15 protein-coding genes are annotated in these 18,147 nt (G+C 50.9%); 3 read left to right on the forward strand and 12 right to left on the reverse strand.

Annotated features, from left to right (window positions below; all coding sequences use genetic code 11):
* Positions 1 to 36 precede the first annotated feature (36 nt).
* The 12 genes from J0A68_RS07245 to J0A68_RS07300 form a co-directional block, all read right to left on the reverse strand.
* Positions 37 to 450, reverse strand: a complete 414-nt coding sequence (locus J0A68_RS07245) for an HYC_CC_PP family protein (RefSeq protein WP_206577516.1) — start codon at positions 448 to 450, stop codon at positions 37 to 39.
* 124 nt (positions 451 to 574) lie between these two features.
* Positions 575 to 784 carry a heavy-metal-associated domain-containing protein gene (locus tag J0A68_RS07250; protein WP_206577517.1) on the reverse strand — a complete coding sequence of 70 codons (210 nt, stop codon included), beginning with the start codon at positions 782 to 784 and terminating at the stop codon, positions 575 to 577.
* A 191-nt stretch (positions 785 to 975) separates the two neighbouring features.
* Positions 976 to 3,279 (reverse strand): heavy metal translocating P-type ATPase, encoded by a 2,304-nt coding sequence (locus J0A68_RS07255; protein ID WP_206577518.1) that lies wholly within the window; start codon positions 3,277 to 3,279, stop codon positions 976 to 978.
* Between the two features lie 257 nt (positions 3,280 to 3,536).
* Positions 3,537 to 4,100, reverse strand: a complete 564-nt coding sequence (locus tag J0A68_RS07260) for an AraC family transcriptional regulator (RefSeq protein ID WP_206577519.1) — start codon at positions 4,098 to 4,100, stop codon at positions 3,537 to 3,539.
* Between the two features lie 114 nt (positions 4,101 to 4,214).
* The gene (locus tag J0A68_RS07265; protein WP_206577520.1) at positions 4,215 to 6,677 is read right to left on the reverse strand and encodes a TonB-dependent receptor; all 2,463 of its coding nucleotides are present in this window, start codon (positions 6,675 to 6,677) and stop codon (positions 4,215 to 4,217) included.
* 51 nt (positions 6,678 to 6,728) lie between these two features.
* On the reverse strand, positions 6,729 to 7,490 hold the full coding sequence (gene madM / locus J0A68_RS07270; protein WP_206577521.1) for a malonate transporter subunit MadM: 762 nt from the start codon (positions 7,488 to 7,490) through the stop codon (positions 6,729 to 6,731).
* Positions 7,483 to 7,845 carry a malonate transporter subunit MadL gene (madL, locus tag J0A68_RS07275; RefSeq protein WP_206577522.1) on the reverse strand — a complete coding sequence of 121 codons (363 nt, stop codon included), beginning with the start codon at positions 7,843 to 7,845 and terminating at the stop codon, positions 7,483 to 7,485. Before madL ends, madM begins: the two co-directional genes overlap by 8 nt.
* Before the next feature lie 3 nt (positions 7,846 to 7,848).
* Positions 7,849 to 9,327, reverse strand: a complete 1,479-nt coding sequence (locus tag J0A68_RS07280) for an acyl-CoA synthetase (RefSeq protein ID WP_206577523.1) — start codon at positions 9,325 to 9,327, stop codon at positions 7,849 to 7,851.
* A gap of 200 nt (positions 9,328 to 9,527) precedes the next feature.
* Complete coding sequence (gene pgl / locus J0A68_RS07285) at positions 9,528 to 10,220, reverse strand: 6-phosphogluconolactonase (RefSeq protein WP_206577524.1); 693 nt, start codon at positions 10,218 to 10,220, stop codon at positions 9,528 to 9,530.
* Positions 10,221 to 11,603 carry a glucose-6-phosphate dehydrogenase gene (gene zwf / locus J0A68_RS07290; RefSeq protein WP_206577525.1) on the reverse strand — a complete coding sequence of 461 codons (1,383 nt, stop codon included), beginning with the start codon at positions 11,601 to 11,603 and terminating at the stop codon, positions 10,221 to 10,223.
* A gap of 114 nt (positions 11,604 to 11,717) precedes the next feature.
* Entirely contained in the window at positions 11,718 to 12,377 is a 660-nt protein-coding gene (locus J0A68_RS07295) for an ROK family protein (RefSeq protein WP_206577526.1), read from the reverse strand.
* 425 nt (positions 12,378 to 12,802) lie between these two features.
* Complete coding sequence (locus J0A68_RS07300; protein ID WP_206577527.1) at positions 12,803 to 13,420, reverse strand: NADPH-dependent F420 reductase; 618 nt, start codon at positions 13,418 to 13,420, stop codon at positions 12,803 to 12,805.
* Positions 13,421 to 14,048: 628 nt separating this feature from the next.
* Between J0A68_RS07300 and J0A68_RS07305 the strand changes: the two genes are divergently transcribed.
* The 3 genes from J0A68_RS07305 to J0A68_RS07315 all read left to right on the forward strand — a co-directional run bounded on the left by J0A68_RS07305 (position 14,049) and on the right by J0A68_RS07315 (position 18,103).
* Positions 14,049 to 15,218, forward strand: coding sequence for a pyridoxal phosphate-dependent aminotransferase (locus J0A68_RS07305; protein ID WP_206577528.1), 1,170 nt, complete (start codon positions 14,049 to 14,051; stop codon positions 15,216 to 15,218).
* 11 nt (positions 15,219 to 15,229) lie between these two features.
* On the forward strand, positions 15,230 to 16,366 hold the full coding sequence (locus J0A68_RS07310) for an AEC family transporter (protein WP_206577529.1): 1,137 nt from the start codon (positions 15,230 to 15,232) through the stop codon (positions 16,364 to 16,366).
* A gap of 786 nt (positions 16,367 to 17,152) precedes the next feature.
* Positions 17,153 to 18,103 (forward strand): GDP-L-fucose synthase family protein, encoded by a 951-nt coding sequence (locus J0A68_RS07315; protein ID WP_438839566.1) that lies wholly within the window; start codon positions 17,153 to 17,155, stop codon positions 18,101 to 18,103.
* Positions 18,104 to 18,147 lie beyond the last annotated feature (44 nt).

Here is an 18,147-nt window from a genome sequence, read left to right on the forward strand (position 1 = left end):
GTAAAATACATGCGGGACGCGCCCGCAACCTGGGATTTAGATCAAGAAGGATTGATACAGTACCTGCAGGTTCTGCTCAATGGGGGGAGGGGAATAGGTAGGGAATTGTTCCTTTTCGGCAGTTTCGGTCGCAATGCCGAACACGAAAACCTGAACTAGTGCCACCGCAAAGTCCAGCGACAAATTGACGTCGATCTTTTTGAGATGAACATCATCGTCCACCTGCAATTGGGTGGTGACGTTTTCGCAGCAGGACTTGGGGTCTTGTTGATTATCTGGCACATTTTCACTGTGGTCCATGGGCATGTTCATGCCGCAGTCCACGTGTTTTTCACCAAAGCCGATCTCTGACTTCATTTCCATACCCATGCAAAAATGGGTCGTCTTCGCCATCCCAACGGAGGCAAAGAAAACCAGCAGGGCAAGTACTATGGACACAGAGGCCTTCATCGGTTCAAAGGTACGGAATAAAATTGGGGAAGTTTAGATTAAGATTCAAGGGGCTAGACACAAGACGTTAGACACAAGACATTAGACAGGAGACCGATGTCTTGAGTCTAGCGTCTCTTGTCTTTTATTTCACATTCGCTACGAATCCGGCCTTCAAGACCGCCTTTTTGATATCTTCCGGTTCTAGGTTTTCGGTGTTGACGGTAAGCGTGCGGTCAGGATCCTGCAAATCCACCTCCCAAGATGCGATCCCAGATTCTTCATTGAGCTTAGGGCTGACTTTTGCCAAACAATTGTGGCACTGGATGTTGGTTTTGAATTTTAACGTTTTCATTGTTTGAAATTTAGTTGTTAAATAATAGAAATTGGTTGTTGATATTTTTGATTTCGGATTTCGGATTTCAGACTTCGGATTTGGGATTTTAGACTTCAGATTTATGATTTCAGACTTCAGACTTTAGACTTCTAAATTCCGACTTACTCTGAATTTCCCCTCGTAAATCGTAAATCATAACTCGTAAATCATTAAAGTTTTCTCACTTTCAGTCTCAAGCTATTCATCACCACGGAAACCGAGCTAAAGGCCATGGCAGCTCCGGCGATCATTGGGTCCAGCAGAAATCCATTGATCGGGTAGAGGAGGCCTGCGGCAATAGGAATACCGATCAGGTTGTAGATAAATGCCCAAAAGAGGTTTTGCTTGATGCCATTGACGGTCAAATGTGACAGTTGAAAGGCCTGTGGGATTTTTTGGAGATCAGAAGTAATCAGGGTAATCTTGGCCACATCCATGGCGATATCCGATCCATGACCCATGGCAATGCTGACATCTGCTTGCGCCAATGCTTCTGAATCGTTGATCCCATCACCGACCATGGCGACTACCTTTCCTTTTTCCTGAAGCCTCTTGACAAATTCCGACTTGTCCGCAGGCATTACCTCAGCGCGATAATCTGTAATTCCTGTTTCCTTCGCCACCGCGGCAGCAGTCTGCCGGTTGTCTCCAGTTAGCATGTAAACTTCCACTCCGGATTGTTGAAGCCGGGTTATAGCAGCTTTTGAACTGGGTTTAATCTGATCCTGAATGCCTAGGATGGCCAAGGCGTTTTCCTGATCTGCAAACCAAATGACCGTTTGGGCCTGCTCGCTCCAGGCATGGGCAGTGGACTCCAAGTCTTTAGGAATAGAAATCCCATTTTCCTGGAGGAGTTTGAGATTTCCTGCGAAATAGATCTTTCCGTCTTTGCGGCCTTTCACACCACGTGCGGTAATGCTTTCGAAATGTTCCAGGTCTGTGGCTTCGACATTTTCGGTTTTCAAATGCTTGACCACAGCCTCTGCTAGAGGATGCTCGGATTTGCTTTCTAGACTTACGAGTATCTCTTTGAGAACAGAAAGATTGCTTTGCTCCTCCGTCGCTCGCAATGACGACTGCCTACTGCCACCTGCCAGCTGTCCACAGCCAGCTGCCCACTGAATACTGCTAACCGTTGGCTTTCCTTCCGTAATAGTTCCCGTCTTGTCGAGAATAATCGCATTGACTTTATGGCCCAATTCCAAGCTTTCCGCATCCCGGATCAGGATATTGTTTTCGGCCCCTTTACCTACGCCTACCATGATGGCGGTTGGCGTAGCCAATCCCAAGGCACAGGGACAGGCAATGACCAAGACCGAAACTGCTGCAAGTAGGGCATGGGAAAAAGCATTTTCCCCGCCCCAAATCATCCAAACCCCAAAAGTGAGGATGGCGATTCCCATGACCACCGGAACAAAAATCCCCGCGATCTTATCCACCAGTTTTTGGACTGGAGCCTTGCTTCCCTGGGCTTCCTGCACTCGCTGGATGATTTGAGCCAAGAGGGTAGAGGCTCCTACTTTCACCGCTTCGATTTCCAGACTTCCTTTTTGATTGATAGTGCCGGAAAAGACCGAATCCCCTGCCTTCTTTTCTACCGGTACGGGTTCCCCGCTGATCATGCTTTCGTCTAGAAATGAACTGCCTTCCAGTACTTTTCCGTCCACTGGGATTTTCTCCCCCGGCTTAATCAGGATTCTGTCACCAACCAAAACCTCGTCGATTTTGATTTCCTGAGGCCTACTGTCTTGGATTCGGGTCAATGTTTTGGGCTGCAAGCCCATCAGCTTTTTCAAAGCCGTTCCCGTTTGGGATTTGGCTTTTTCCTCCAGCATTTTCCCGAAGGAAATAAAGACAATAATCACCGTCGCCGCCTCATAATAGACGTGGGGATGGATGCCTCGCTGATGCCAAAACTCCGGAAATAGGGTATTGAAGACCGAGAAAACAAAGGCAATCCCGGTACTCAGGGCAACAAGCGTATCCATGTTGGCCTTGCCATGCCGGGCTTGCTTCCAGGCGTTGCGGTAGAAGTTTCTTCCGAAAAAGAACAAAACCGGAATGGAAAGCGCCAGGCTGATCCATTTTCCCGGTTCCCATTCCATGAAAAACATCCCAAGGATAAATACCGGCAAGGTCAATGCTGCTGCGCCTATCGTCTGCTTTTTGACGGCTTGGTACTTTTTCTCCTGTTCTTCCTGCACTGTTTCCTGCACATCCTTCGAACCCACCACCAAGCCATAGCCGATGTCCGCCAGGGCAACATTGAGCTTTTCCGGCGAGGTGCTGTCGTCGTATTCGACCTGAACCGTGTTGGTGGCGAAGTTTACCGCGGCGGATTTGACACCATCCGTGTGTTGCAAGATCGTCTCCACGCTGGAGGCACAGGCGGCACAGGTCATGCCTGTCACGGGAAAGGTTTCCTTGTGGACTTTACCGATCGTTTGTGTTGTATTTGGGCTTGGGGATTCCATGGCTAAGAATTGATGATACAAAGTTGTGCGCTTAGCCGCAGAAAAGTCTTACAGGATTTTGGGAGAGATTTATAAGATTTTGTGGCTCGACAGGCTCGACAACCTGGTCTCGACATACCTCGGCAAGCTCAGGACAAGAGCTCGATCATCTAAGCTCACCGGCCTTGAAATCCATTGCGGCAAAGGCATAAAGCTATTGCGACGAAGTTTACAAGATCTCCAAAAATGGCAAAAACAACTGGCTACCGCAGGGCTTTTTAAATCCCATCCAAGCTTCTCCGTTTCGCCTGCCCGTTCTTCTTGAATTCGCTGGGAGTCATGCCGGTTTCCTTTTTGAACTGGGAGCTGAGGTAGGCCACCGAGCTGTATCCCATGTGGAAGGCGATTTCGGAAAGGCTGAGTTCGTCGTAGAAGAGGTATTCCTTCACTTTCTCGATCTTTTGCAGGGTGTAGAAGCGCTCTATCGTCATCCCCTCCACAGCCGAAAAGAGCTTGCTCAGGCCGGTGTATTCCTGCTGTAGCTTTTCGGAGAGATAGGTAGAGAGATTCTCGTGAAGGGATTCGCCGCGGTGGTGCACCAGCTCGATGATGAGGGTTTTGATCTGGGAGATCAGCGCGGATTTTCCCGGTTCGAGAAGTTCAAAACCCCGATTGCTGAGCGCTTGGGCCAGTTTTTTCTTTTTGTCCTCGCTGATGCTTTGCGTAAGAGTCACTTTCCCCAAATCTACCTTTGCTTCCAGCTTTTCTCCTGCGAAAATCCCAGCCACCGCCTCGATGCAGCGGGGACAAACCATATTTTTGATCAGTAGGGTAGTCTCCATTATTTAGCGTGAACAGGTGTCAGGCAATAGATCATGAGCTAAGGATTGGGCAGTTGTAAAATGCAGTGTTCTTTTGGCGGAATTTCGGGTTTCCTGCATCCCAAATCCGACATCCTAAAACTCCTTCTCGCCAAATTCCGATTTCACGAATTTCGCCCGGTTTTTAGAACGGTTGATCGTGTAAGATAAGTTCAGGATGATCATGTCCACCTCTTGGATATAGTTGGTGGTGGTGTAGAATTCCCCTTCCCGCCAGGTGGTGATGCGCTGTTCGTTGGTCTTGAGCGCGCCCAGGTCGATGTTTTGCCAGAGCAGGTTGAGGGCCAGGCGACCGTCTGCAAAGGTCTTTTTGACATTTAGCGAGGGCAGGTAGAAGCGGGAATCCTCTCCCTGGGCGGTGACCCTTCTGGACAGGTAGTTGAGCGTAAACTGGGAGCTGACCGTCTTGAAAATGTTGTAGGTCGTGTTGAAGTTATACGAGTAGGTCCATGCCGCCTGATCGACCGCACGGCCATCAAACTCGCCAGCTATGGAGTAATGATAGACATTGCCGCCTAGGTAGGCTTTCCACTTGGGAGTGAAAAAGAGCTCTGTGCCCAGCTCCAGCCCGATGGATTTTCCCACGCCGACGTTGGAGTAGATGCGGTTGAGGATGGTGTCGTTGTAGACCGTATTCACGCGGTTGACCAGGTTTTCGATGCGGGTGTAGTAGGCCGTGGCAAAGAAGCTGTTGTCCTTCCAGTTTTTGATCATGCCCGCCTCCAGCGTGTTGATAAACTCCGGCAGCACGTTGGGGTCGCCCTGCTCCAGGGTTTCGCTGTGCTCCCTTTCGGGAAAGGGATTCATCTTGAAGGTCGTCTCCCGCTCCACGCGCTGGGTGAAGCTGAGCTTCCAGGTCAAGTCTTCTTTAGGCGTGTAGGTAATATTTCCGCTGAAAAATGGTCGGATATAGTCATACAGGTAGGTGGTGTCGATCGTGCCGGCCTTGTCCTGCAAGCGAAATTTCCTGTCCATTATCTCCGTCCTTACTCCGGCGCTGTAAGACCACTTTTCTTTCTTTTTGTCCCACTGCACATAGCCGGTGTGGATGATGCGCTTGAGGTCCACTTCGGAGGAAAACTCCGGCACCATTTCCCACGCCCCGCTTTCGTTGTTTTTTCGCTCGTAGAGAAAGTCCCCGAAGTGGTCCAGAAAACGGTACTGATAGCCGACTTGAATCGTGCCTACAGCCCCAGGCTGGAGGGTATAGTCTAGGTTGTACCGAAAGCCGTTGAGCGGGTTGTCATTGCTGTTGTACTCGTCCTGATAGACGATGGACAGGTCGGGATAGCCTAGGTTTCGGTTGATCGTGGGGCCACCGAGCATGGAGTATTCGTAGAGGATGGAGGTGCTGAGCTTGGAGGAGTTGCCAAAGGTGTGGGAGTAGTCCAGGCTACCCAGGGCAAAGTCGCCACGGCGGTTTTGGTCGTTGGCATTGAAGTATTGGAACGGAGCCGTCTCGCCTCCGGGGTACTCTTGGTGGTTGTCATAATAGAGGATGTCCGCGGTCCGTACCTTGTCTCGCACGCCGCCATAGAAGCCAAGGCTGAAGCCGTCCGAAGCACTGGGATTGAAGCCCAGGGTAAACCTCCCGGAGTAGTTGACTTCGTTTATGCTCCGCTCGCCCTCCGATGGGAAATAGGTGGTCGTGTCTCCCTCGATGGTGTACACGTTGCCGACGCGCTTGCCTGCGATGTCATTTCGCTGATAGCTCGCGCCTAGGGAAAGGTCCCATTTTCCCTTTTGGTAGTTGAGGTTGAAGTCTCCGCCATAGCGCTCCTGTGGTGCTTTGTTGTCGTAGTTTTCGATGGAGGGCAGGCCCAGCTTCCCGTTGAATTGCAGGTAGAGCCCGTCGGTAGCGCCTTTTTTGGTGGTAATGTTGATGATTCCCGCCTTTCCCTCGGAGTCAAACTGTGCCCCGGGAGAGGAGAGCCATTCCACCTTTTCTATGCTGTTGGCGGGCAATTGGCCGAGGAGCATCATGGGATCTCCCTGAGTAGGACGTCCATTGATCATCACGACAAAGCCGGTGTTCCCGCGAATTGCCAGGGTACCTTCCGAATTGATGCTGACACCGGGCAGGTTTTTGAGGACATCGGTGGCGGTGCCGCCCTGTGCAGCTTCGAAGTTTTCGGCGGAGAAGCTCTGTTTTTCGGGACGAAACTCGGTGCCTATCCTTTGCCCCTGGACGTCCACGGTCTGTAGGCTTTGTGTGCTGGCAGAAAGCAAAAGGACTCCCAAGTCCAAGCTTTGGTTTTTGCCCAAATCAAATACGGGAGAAGGGACGGGGTCAAAGCCCAGGAAACTGGCGATCACGTAGTAGCTGCCGGGGGGCGTTTTTTCAAAGACAAACTTCCCTTCCGAGTCCGAAATGGTGCCGTCGATGAATACGCTGTCTCTGTGGGAGTAGAGCACGACGGAGGCATATTCGAGTGCCTCTGCGCTGCCCTGGCCCCGCAGGGTTCCAAAAATGCGGGTTTGGGACAGCGCCAGGTTCGCCCAAGCGGCAAACACCAAAAATAAAAACAATGATTTCATAGGCCCCGAATATACTTCCGCTGCGGATATTTTGATTTCCCGTCTGTCAAACTAGGCGAGCAATTTTTCCACCAAAAGGAAAAACAGGGAAGGGCAAACCAGGCAGCCCAAGCCTGTATAAAACGTAGCCGTCACAGCGCCGTAGGGAACCAGCTTCGGGTCTGTCGCGGCCAAACCCGCCGCCACACCGCTGGAAGTGCCCATGATCCCACCGAAAGCCATGGCCGAACCGGGGCTGGACAAGCCGATCTTTTTGGCGAAAATGGGGGTGAAAATGGTCACCGCGATGGTCTTGACCACGCCTGTGCCTATACTGAGTGCGATGACCTCCGAGCTGGCTCCCAGGGCTCCACCCGTCACCGGCCCTACGATGTAGGTACAGGCTCCGGCTCCGATCGTACACAGGCTGACGGCATCCCTGTAGCCCATCACCCAAGCCAACACAACTCCGGAAGAGAAGAAGACGCCAATTCCCAAGACGAGGGACACCAGTCCCAGCCAGCCGCTTTTGCGGATCAAGAAGAAACTTGCCCCTATCGCGGTGGCCACGATGGCAAAATCCCGAAACATAGATCCTCCCAGACTGGCAAGGCCTCTAAAAAAAGGGACGTCTGCAAGGCCCTTTTCCCCTCCAGCCCACAGTCCGCCCAAATAGCCCAAGACCAAAGCCAGGAAAATGGCTATCGCCGAACCCGGAACCCTTGATCGGATCATTTTTTTGGAAAACAGGTCTGTCAGCCAGGTGAGCGCCCCGACGATGAGGAAGGCGACGACGAGGCCGTTTTTGTCCAAAACCGTCATCAGCTCAGTCATGTGCAGCGGGGAAGAAGCGGATCAAAAGCCTAAAAACCCAAAAGGCAAGCAATACCGGAACAATGCCGGCCAAAATCGCGAGGGTGCCGGATGAAAGGGCTGCTTTGACGTTGAGGCTGGCGGCCATGGCGATGACGACGGGGATGTAGAGCTTGTTCCAAAACTCGATTCCAAAGCCCATTTCTGGAGCCCACCAGCCTTTTTTCTGGAAATACTCTTTGGTCAGCAAAAGGAAGATCATGGCAAAGCCCACTCCGCCTACGTTGGCATCGACTCCCAGCCAGGTGCCGAGCAGCTCTCCACACCACATGCCCAGTAGGAAAGAAAAGGAAAGTACAGCAAGTCCCTGGATCATGGGCTAGAAGAGCTTTTTCAGTTCGTTTTTGACCACTTTGCCCATGGCGTTTCTGGGAAGGTCTTCGACGACGAGATACTTCCGGGGCGTCTTGTAGGCCGGCATTTGCTCGCGCATCCAGCGGTTGAGGGCCTTTTCATCCACAGGCTCCAGGGTGACCAGTGCGGCGGAGACCAGTTCTCCCCACTCTTCGTCGGGGATTCCCACGACTCCGCAGTCTTTGACCGCGGGATGCTTTCTCAGCACTTCCTCGATTTCCAAGGCGGAGATCTTATAGCCGCCGGACTTGATGATGTCCACAGAGTCCCGTCCCAAAATGCGGTAGTAGCCATCTTCGATGACGGCGACGTCCCCAGTCTTGAACCAGCCGTCCGAGGTGAAAGATTTGGCGGTAGCTTCTGCTTTTCCCCAGTATTCCCGAAAGACGGAGGGGCCTTTGATCTGGATCTCTCCCGGCTGTCCCAGCTCCACCGCATGGTTTTGCTCGTCGACCAGCCTGGTCTGAACCCCAGGCAATGGCTTGCCTATGTATCCAGCACGCCGCTCTCCCTCATAGGGATTGCTGATCGCCATGCCTATTTCCGTCATGCCATACCGCTCCAGGAGGTAATGTCCCGAGATTGCTCTCCACCGTTCCATCACGGAAACCGGAAGCGCCGCCGATCCGGAAACCATCAGCCTAAACTTGGCCATGCACTCGCTGAGCCGCTCTTGTTTTTCCTTTGAATAGGATTCAAACTCAGCGATCAGCTTGAAATAGATCGTGGGCACCGCCATGAAGACGTTTACCTTTCCCTCCAGAAATAGCCCATAAACTTCCTTTGCGTAAAACGGATGGATGAATTGGACCGTTGCTCCAGACCAGAGTGCAGAGGATACGACGTTGATGATGCCATGCACATGATGGAGCGGAAGCAGGCAGACCGTATGATCTTCGGCAGTCCATTTCCATGCTTTGACCAAGGTGCCGACCTGAGACTCGATGATGGCATGGGTGGTGAGTACGCCCTTGGGCAGGCTGGTGGTGCCAGAGGTATAGAGGATCATTGCGCCTCGGCCACTGTCTATTACTGGGAGAGGAGTGGTGTCATCGAGTTGATCGACTTCGGGAATGGTCAGGAGGCGTATGCCTTTTTCCAGGGCATAGCTACGGAGAATGTCTTCGTATTCGGGGCCGGCGATGATAAGTTCCGCCTGCGTGTCCTCGATCACATAGGCCAAAGACGGCAAAGGGTAGGTGACGCAGAGGGGGACAGCTATGCCGCCTGCCTTCCAGATGGCCCATTGGATCCGGACATAGTCGAAGCCTGGGGAAACCATAAATGCCACCCGGGCTTCATCCAGGTCTGGCTTGCCTGCCAATATTCCCTTTGCTATCCTATCACTATCGGCTTGGAGCTGGCGGTAGGAAAAACTTCCTTTTGGGTCTATGATGGCTGTTTTGTTTGGTGATAGTAGGCTTTGGGTAAACAGTTGCTGCATTTCGGGGTATTTTCCAGTAAGATACCCATTAAATGGAATTTTGAAAGGCAGACTACGAGGCGGAGCGTTCACACGCTGCTTTTGGGAAATGGAAAAAAACAGCCAGAGAACGTGGGAAGCGATTGGCTGTCGGTCATCTAACAAAGAAGAGAGCGAGAGAGCCAAAAAAGAAGGCCGTCCTGTTGGAACGGCCCTTTGGTTTAATTGAAGGCAACTGCGGCGCTTTCTTCGGTCAGGATGGTGGTCTGCTCCTGGCCGATACTGCCAGCCGGGATGGTGGGATCTTGCTGGAGCAATCGGGACAGCATCTCAGCCTTTTCCTCTCCGGTGATGATCCAGAGGATTTTCTCGGCCTGGTTGATGAGCGGATAGGTCAGCGTCATGCGATAGCGGCCTTGATAGGGATTGCTGGTGAGGGCCACGTCTCTGTCCTGCACAGCCAACACCTCGTCTCCCGGAATCAGTGAAGCGGTGTGTCCATCTGTGCCGATTCCCAGGTGTACCAGGTCCAACTTTCCGGTTTCGGTCACACGCTTGATGGTTTCGGCGTATTCTTGGCAAGCCTCATCCAGGTCTTCGGCGACGACATGCATCGGGAAGATGTTCAGTCTGGTAGGGAGCTTGGTGTTTTCTATGGATTTGAAAAGCTGGGTCAGATTTCGGTCGGGGTGTCCATCCGGGGCGATGCGCTCATCCACTTGGAAGAGAAACACCTTTTCCCAAGGCAAGTCCTGCTTAGCCAGCTCCTTGATCATTTCCCAAGGGGTACGGCCACCGCTGATTGCCATGGTGAAAAAATCCTTTTTCGCGATATTTTCCCTGATCCTGTCGGCTATAAAGTTGGCAGCTTCCTGGGCTACTTCATCCGCAGATTGAAACGTTCTGATATCCATTTATTTGCTTTTTGTTACAGTTGGATTGTTCCAACCACCTAGGGGTAGGATTTGTTCATTGACTGTGTCCGGTCCCCAGGAGTTTTTGTCATATATATAAACGGGGTGATCAGAGGATAAGTATTCGTCGACGATTTTCCATGCCTCTTCCACATAGTCCTGGCGGGCAAAATGGGTCGGGTCTCCGGCCATCGCATCAGTCAAGACTCTTTCGTAGGCTTCCTTTTCGTTTGGAAAAGGAGTCGGGTTGCCTTGCACTTCGGACAGCACCGAGGACATATCTTCTCCCGGAGCCATAATTAACATCCCGAAGGCGACTTTTACGTCGGGACTTATGCGAAAGCGGATATGGTTGGGTTGTGTGGCTATAGAAGAGTATGCCGAAGGCAGATGCTTAAACCGCACCACGATCTCGGTGCAGGTCACCGGGAGGTTTTTTCCGGCACGGATGTAGAAGGGGACGCCTTGCCACCTCGGGGAGTCGATGTGCAGTCTCATCGCCGCAAACGTCTCGGTTTTAGAGCCTTCCTTCACTGCTTTTTCTCCCAAATATCCCTCGTACTGGCCACAGATGACGTCCTGCGCTTTGAGCGGGCTGATGGCTTTGAGGACTTTGACCTTTTCGTCACGGATCGATTCGCTGTCCAGCGCCTTGGGCGGTTCCATGGTCAGATTGCATAGGATCTGGAAAAGGTGGTTTTGGATTACATCGCGGATCGCTCCGGTGACGTCATAGAAGGCGCCGCGGCCTTGGATACCAAAATCCTCCGCCATGGTGATCTGTATGCTCTCGATATGCTTGTGGTTCCAAACCGGCTCAAGGAGTGAGTTGACGAAGCGGAAAAACACAATATTGTTCACCGGACGCTTGCCAAGGTAGTGGTCGATGCGGTAGATGGCGCTTTCGGCAAACTTCGCCAACAGCACTTTGTTCAAGGCTTTGGCTGAGTCGTAGTCGGTTCCAAAGGGTTTTTCCACGATGACTCGGGCTCCCTTTGCGCAGCCGGACTGATCAAGCTGGGCGATGATGGTGGGGAAAAGGACAGGGGGGATCGCGAGGTAGTGGGTGGGGTTGTTTGCTCCGCCCAGTGCTTCGCGGATCCGCCTGAACGTCTCCTGGTCGGTGTAGTCTCCGCCGACGAAGGCCAGCAAGCTGCAAAACTTCTTGTAGGATTCTTCCTCGTATTGTCCGTGTTTTTGGATGCTTTCTTTGGCTCGTGCGCGGAGCTTCTCCAGATCATAGTCCCCGCGGGCCACCCCGATGATGGGGGAGTCCAGGTTGCCTCGCTTCACCATCATGTGAAGTGCCGGGAAGATTTTCTTATAAGCGAGATCTCCGGTAGCGCCGTAAAAGACCAGCGCATCAGATTTGACTTGAGTCATGGGTAGAGGGTCGATTTTATCGTAGAAAGGGTTAGCTGCATACCAGAAACTCCGGTATGCTTGTTTTGGGTTTCAATTCAATGTGGATCGGCGGAAATTAGTTTCGCCAAGCGCTCAAAACTTGTAGGATTTTTCCCAAAGCCTGAAGCCTCCGGTGAAGGCGTTTTTGTTGGAACCTAGGCTGCAGTCCTCAGGGATCTCGTCTAGGAGCTTGGAGTTGCCGCCTCCGAGGATGATGTGGTCTGGCTGGAAGCAGCGCCTGAAATGGGCTATAGACTGGGCTACGAGCTCCTTCCATTTCTTTTTGCCCATTTTTTTCATGGCGGCATTGCCCACGTGGGTTTCAAAAGTCCCCAACTTGAAGGGGAGGTGTCCGCCTTCCATCGGCAAGATCAGGTCTTCGAACACTAGGGCTGTTCCCAGCCCAGTCCCGAAACCCATAAAAAGTAACTTGCCGCCTTCGTAGCTGCCGAGCGCCTGCATCGCCGCGTCGTTGATGATCTTTACAGGGCAACCGAAGGCGTTCTCAAAATCGAATCCTTTCCAGCCTGACCCCATGTTGACCGGATCGGCTACGATCTTTCCCTGCTTGACCACGCCGGGAAAGCCGATCGTGATCACCTCGTAATTCCAATCTTTGGCCGCTTCCTTGACCAGTGGGATCATCTCCTCCGGGGTAAAATCCTTTCCGGAGGGGATCTTGATACGTTCGGGTTGTCCTGTTGCTAATATTTTGATGTTTGATCCTCCGATGTCGATTACGAGTACGTTCATTTTTTTCAATAGGTAGAGAGGCTTGGTGGGGTTAGGCTGAAAACCTTCCGGGAATTTGTATGCGTTCCAGAGAAAATTCCATGCCTAGATTCATTTTTTAGGTACAGCTTAGGCTATATGCGGATTAAAGATAAGGAATACTTTCACTCCTCAGGGACGTATTTGCCGCCTTTTTGGCTTCTGCTGAAACGCTTTTTTTCAGCGGTTCGGAATTTTTGTTTTACAAAAAACCGATTGTCCTGCCTCAGTGCTTGTCTTTCCTCGTATTTGTGGAACAAAATTTCACGGAGGGGAAAATCAGCGTAAAAACACCTTCCGTGGACGAAAACGTCTTTGATCACACCTTATCTTCTCGATGCAAGGCTCAGCTGGCAACACGGCGTCGCACGCCTTGGGGAGTCGGCGCCACAGCTACTTTTGTCCAGCTAGACAGAAATGAGCTTAAAGTGGCAGTTGGAGTTTTCCTTTTTGTTGCCGCTGATCTCCTTGCTCAGGTGGTAAAAGGCCTCCAAAAGCGGGGCGTTGATCATCCCCCCGGCGTCGATAGCCTTAAAGCCGATGAGTTCCACGAGGCGTTTGATCCGGATACGGTCCGGCAGACTATCCCCGCAAAAGTAGGTTTCTTTGACCAGGCCTAAGGAGTCCGAGCTGGGATAGTCTATGCCTAGATTGTTGAACGCTTTGAATACAGAGGCCTTTGGTGCCACTTTGTAAATCTGCGTGGTATTGGGGTTGGCCAGTTTTTGGTCGTAGGGGGCGTTGGTGCAGTCGAGGATTATCTTGTCTTCAAGTTCGGCATCTTGCAGTGCGGCACATACGGCTGAAAGTTCCTCGTTTTGGCAGCAGACCAGGATGATCTCCGACTGGATGATCGCGGAGTCAAAGGGGCAAAGTCTGTTGTGAAGACGGTTGAGCGCTTTCCAGTCACTGGCCTCGGTGTCAAAATCGCTTCCGACCCCGAAAACCACCGAAAGACCGGCATCCAAGTACCTTTTTCCCAATGTATTGGCCAGCGAAGTCCCGCCTAGGATTCCAAGTTTCATAAATCGCAAAATTGTAGTGGGTTTGCTCGTCAGGAAATCTCCGAGGCACAAAATATCGGAAGGGCAGCAAAGCGGGGATTTCCTGAGAATCAAAGAAAAGTAGAATGAAATCGGAAGGAATCAAAATTAAATTTTGAAAAACAAGAATGTGTGATTTATTGTTCTTTTTCTTGTCCTTGAAAGCCAAAAAACCGTGTTTAAATTTCATGTCAACCTGAAAGTCAATTGACGCTATGCTTCTGGGTATGATGTTTTGACCACATGCTTTTTCACGCTATCGTTGGGCTGGAGACCGTCAAAATCAAAAATGGGTAAATTAGAGAATACGGTTGTTGAAAAGCTTTTATTAGGTTCAATTTGTGTAAGGAAACGAATATTAGGTTTAAAAATACGTTTAAATTGGTTTGTCAAATTGGATTTTTGAAAATATAGGTTTCAAAATTAACCAAATGATTTTTTTGACTTAACTTCACGGCATCTCCTGGATTTTCCGAGGAATCTACCGCCCAAAACAGCCTGGCCAGAAAGGAAAGACCCTGCCTTTTCGAGCCCGAGAATGCCAGTTTTTGGCATTTCTACCCAATACAAATACCCTTTTACAGAACTATTTACCCAAATCATTACAGATATGACCAAGACTTTAAACAGAAGAGATTGGCTGAAGTCCGGCCTGCTGCTCGCAGGTGGGCTGGTAGCATCACCGTCGTTTGCCTACAAAAGATCCATGCCTGTCAAATCGGCTTCCACCAGCTTGGTGAAAGAGCTGATGCCGGAGCTGAGAATGACCGAAAGCCGTATGTTGGCCCGACTCAATGCCAATGAAAACCCCTATGGCCCTTCCCCGAAAGTCATTCAGGCCATCACAGAGTCTGTGAGCCTGGGTAATCGCTATGGCCACGGAGATGCCGCAACGCTCATTAGTATGATTGCTGAGAAGGAGGGGGTGGACAAAGAGTGCATCATGCTCGGGCCTGGCTCCACGGATCTGCTGGAGAAGGCGGCGATCACCCGCTTCCAGCATGGCGGCAACATCGTGTCGGCGGACCCATCCTATATGTCCGTGATGAGTACCGCCCAGGCGATGGGAGGGAAGTGGAAGCCAGTGCCATTGGCAGCTGACTATTCCCATGATTTCGCCGGAATGGCTGCGGCTATTGACAAGGATACGCGACTGGTCTATGTCTGCAATCCAAACAACCCAACGGGATCTATCTCCGATGCTGCCGCACTCAGGAAATTCTGCCTGGAGGTGTCTCCCAAGGTTCCGGTGTTTGTCGATGAAGCCTACCTTGAATTTCTGGAAACCCCGGAAACCCAGACTATGGTGGGCTTGGTGGCAGAGGGCAAGGATGTCATCGTCGCCAGGACTTTTAGCAAGATACATGGGATGGCGGGTCTGAGGATTGGCTATATCGTGGCTACCCCGGAGAGAATACAGAGCATCACCGAAAAAGTAAGAAGCACCATGGGGCTCTGCGTGACCTCGCTCAAGGGGGCCATAGCCAGTATGCAGGAAACCGCGTTTTTGGCTGAATGCAAGTCCCAAAACACCGAGTGCCGGGAGTTCATCACCTCGGAGATCATCAAATTGGGCTATTCTCCCATTCCGTCATTTACCAGTTTCGTCATCTTCCCTATCCACATGGAGGGGGAGAAGTTTATGAAAGGAATGTATGGCGAGGGGGTAGGCATCCGGGCCTACGACATGTATGACAAGCCGTGGTGTCGGGTGAGCATGGGAACCCAGCAGGAGCTGGAGCTTTTCCTTGAAACCTTCAAGAAAGTAACCCAAGCCTGATAGTCTCTGCCATGCCTTCTGCCATTCAGACCTCAATTTCCTTGTTGCTGATGATTTTCCTTGGCTACCTCCTTCGGGGAAAGCTGGAAAAGGAAGAGCATAGAAAGGGTATTAAAGTAGTAATTCTGGATCTGGCCCTTCCCGCGATGATATTCGTGGCGATGATGGGGGTCAAGATGGATGCGGAGTTGTTGTTTTTGCCAATAGCGGTTCTGCTCTGGAATGGCTTGATGCTCGGCGCCGGCTACCTGGGGCTTCCTCTGATGGGAGTCAGCAAAGACAGTCCGCAATATCGTACTTGGCTGCTGCTGTTGCCTTCTTTGGCCCCCGGTTTGTCCTGTTTCCCATTTTTGATCGAATACTTGGGCGAGGACGCTCTGGCTTGGGGCGCCTTGTCGGATTTTGGCAACAAAATCTTTGTACTGCTCATTTCCTATTTCATTGCCATGACCTGGTTTTATCGATCGAGCCGTGTCAGCCAAGAGTCAAGCGGCGAAAAGGCGCGGCAGTTGCTTTTGGCCATGCTCAAGGAGCCCATCAACATGGTTTTGGTCCTTTCCGTACTGCTTCTCGGGCTGGGATGGACTATGCAGGATCTTCCAAAGGCGCTTGGGGAGACGGTACAGATGCTCAAAGGAGTGATGACACCGCTGATTCTGCTGTTTATAGGCATGTCCGTTATCCTAAAGTGGCAGCAGATCCAGTCCATCCTTTTCCTGCTGATGCTCAGGGCGGGCCTCAGTCTGCTGGTCAGCGGACTGATAGTGAGCGTGGTGTCCTTGCCGACGGAGTCGGCAGTCCTGTTGGCGGTCGTCTTCCCGCTGTCGAGTTGTTCTTTTTGGCCTTTTGCGCACATGTCCGCCATCCGACAGATGGAGACGAAAAGAGGCGTAGGATCAAGGACCTTTGACCTGGATTTGGGGATCAACATTTTGGCGGTTTCACTGCCTTTTAGCACCCTGCTTATTCTGGGTATTTTCAGTGCGGGGGACTACTTTGTTTCCCCTGTGGCGGTCGTCGGACTTGGTGCGGCCTTGATTTTTGTGCCTTTGATGGCAAAGGTGGTGTCCTACATTCGGGGTCTGGATTTTTCGGTCGATTTGGTGAGGAATCAGGGATTGAAAAACAGCTCCACCGAAAGCAGATAATACAATAGGTTTGATTCAATTGAGAAACGCCCCGGGAAATTTTTCCGGGGTGTTTTTTCCTTTCCCAATCAGCCATATGCCAATGCGCTGATTTACATGGTGGTAAAAGCTGTCGGGTTTTGTCTGTTTTTCAACGAACTGAAAGCTGGATTCGGATTTTTGCAAAAAAAGTAAAGATTTGTAAAAAGATCTTTTTTTGGCTTTTTTAAGACTTATAGTCGCCATATAATCCTTTTATCCCGCTGTTTTTTGCCGCTACGGCTGTAATCCTCCCGTTTTTTTGGACTATTCGAGATGGAATTGAAATTTTTTGTAATCATAAATATGCATTACACCACAAAAAAAACGCATTTAAATTTTGGAAATCTGTACTTCGAACTTAACTTTGGATCAGTTGCAGTTCGGGAAAGCGTTCGCTTTTGAATTGCTGCGGAATTCGGAGCAAGTGTTGTTGTTTTGTCGCCGTTTTTCTAGGGCTTATGGAAAAAGTTTGTTTTTCAAGTGTGATTTCTGCCCGGGGCGCTTTTTATAGTGTTGCGCAGTCTCAGGACGTGGTGGCATCCTCCAAAGAATCGACTACATGTAGTGTTGATCTGACGGCGGGATGTTTTGTTGTGGATGTATCGGGGATTTGTTGATCAGGTCGGAATAAGGATAAGCATTTAGCGCGGTTGGTTGAGTTGGTAAAAAGCAAGCTGCTGACTGGTTTTAGATATTTCAGATGACATATACCACATACTTTAACTATTTGATTTTAAACTAAAGCTTATTATTCCAATGAACTTTTTGAAAAAAAGAATCTTTGTAGCTGGCCATACCGGGATGGTTGGGTCGGCAATATGGAGGCTGTTGGAGGCTAGGGGAGCAGAGCATCTGATCGGTGTGGGCAGCAAGCATCTCGACTTGCGCGACCAGGCCGAAGTCGCCAACTTCTTTGACATCCACAAGCCGGAGATCGTCATCGATGCAGCGGCCAAGGTAGGGGGCATATTGGCCAACGATTCCTACCCGTACGAATTTCTGATGGACAATCTCCAGATCCAAAACAACCTCATCGACACCGCCTACAAGACCGATGTGGAGCGTTTTCTGTTTCTCGGCAGCTCCTGTGTCTATCCGAAGAGATGCGCCCAGCCAATTCGCGAGGAGTATCTGCTGACAGGCCCGCTGGAGCAGACCAATGAAAGCTACGCTATTGCCAAAATATCCGGTGTAAAGGCCTGCGAGGCCATTTTTCAGAAAACAGGCAGGGCTTTTTCATCCATCATGCCTTCCAACCTGTACGGTCCCTTTGACAACTTTGACCTTACCAGTTCCCATGTGTTGCCGGCGATGATCCGCAAGTTTCACGACTCTAAAGTCAACGGCAACCAGCCGGTCAAGCTTTGGGGTACGGGCGAGCCAATGCGGGAGTTTCTGCACGTAGAAGACCTGGCGGATGCGGTTCTGTTTCTATTGGACAAGGACGTTCAATACCCGGTTTTGAACGTGGGTACAGGCATAGACATTCCAATCAAGAAACTGGCGCTTATGGTGCAGAGCGTGGTCGGACATGAGGGAGACATCCTTTGGGATTTGGACAAGCCCGACGGCACGCCGAGGAAGGTGATGGATGTAAGCAAAATCAACGGTATGGGATGGAGCCATAGGCTGAGTCTGATAGAAGGCATCACACAGACCTATAAGTGGTACCTGAAAAACCCACACAGTATCAAGCATGTGAAAATGAATATCTGATTATAAAACTTATCACTACCTAATTTTAATTTCAACTTTAATAT

The sequence above is a fragment of the Algoriphagus oliviformis genome (assembly GCF_017254915.1).
Taxonomy (GTDB): domain Bacteria; phylum Bacteroidota; class Bacteroidia; order Cytophagales; family Cyclobacteriaceae; genus Algoriphagus; species Algoriphagus oliviformis.

What these genes read in the sequence shown, in the direction of transcription:
- J0A68_RS07245 (WP_206577516.1), bottom strand. Translation starts at nt 450, where the DNA reads ATGAAGGCCTCTGTGTCCATAGTACTTGCCCTGCTGGTTTTCTTTGCC.
- J0A68_RS07310 (WP_206577529.1), top strand. Translation starts at nt 15,230, where the DNA reads ATGCCTTCTGCCATTCAGACCTCAATTTCCTTGTTGCTGATGATTTTC.
- J0A68_RS07305 (WP_206577528.1), top strand. Translation starts at nt 14,049, where the DNA reads ATGACCAAGACTTTAAACAGAAGAGATTGGCTGAAGTCCGGCCTGCTG.
- madM (WP_206577521.1), bottom strand. Translation starts at nt 7,490, where the DNA reads ATGACTGAGCTGATGACGGTTTTGGACAAAAACGGCCTCGTCGTCGCC.
- zwf (WP_206577525.1), bottom strand. Translation starts at nt 11,603, where the DNA reads ATGACTCAAGTCAAATCTGATGCGCTGGTCTTTTACGGCGCTACCGGA.
- J0A68_RS07300 (WP_206577527.1), bottom strand. Translation starts at nt 13,420, where the DNA reads ATGAAACTTGGAATCCTAGGCGGGACTTCGCTGGCCAATACATTGGGA.
- J0A68_RS07265 (WP_206577520.1), bottom strand. Translation starts at nt 6,677, where the DNA reads ATGAAATCATTGTTTTTATTTTTGGTGTTTGCCGCTTGGGCGAACCTG.
- madL (WP_206577522.1), bottom strand. Translation starts at nt 7,845, where the DNA reads ATGATCCAGGGACTTGCTGTACTTTCCTTTTCTTTCCTACTGGGCATG.
- pgl (WP_206577524.1), bottom strand. Translation starts at nt 10,220, where the DNA reads ATGGATATCAGAACGTTTCAATCTGCGGATGAAGTAGCCCAGGAAGCT.
- J0A68_RS07260 (WP_206577519.1), bottom strand. Translation starts at nt 4,100, where the DNA reads ATGGAGACTACCCTACTGATCAAAAATATGGTTTGTCCCCGCTGCATC.
- J0A68_RS07280 (WP_206577523.1), bottom strand. Translation starts at nt 9,327, where the DNA reads ATGCAGCAACTGTTTACCCAAAGCCTACTATCACCAAACAAAACAGCC.
- J0A68_RS07250 (WP_206577517.1), bottom strand. Translation starts at nt 784, where the DNA reads ATGAAAACGTTAAAATTCAAAACCAACATCCAGTGCCACAATTGTTTG.
- J0A68_RS07295 (WP_206577526.1), bottom strand. Translation starts at nt 12,377, where the DNA reads ATGAACGTACTCGTAATCGACATCGGAGGATCAAACATCAAAATATTA.
- J0A68_RS07255 (WP_206577518.1), bottom strand. Translation starts at nt 3,279, where the DNA reads ATGGAATCCCCAAGCCCAAATACAACACAAACGATCGGTAAAGTCCAC.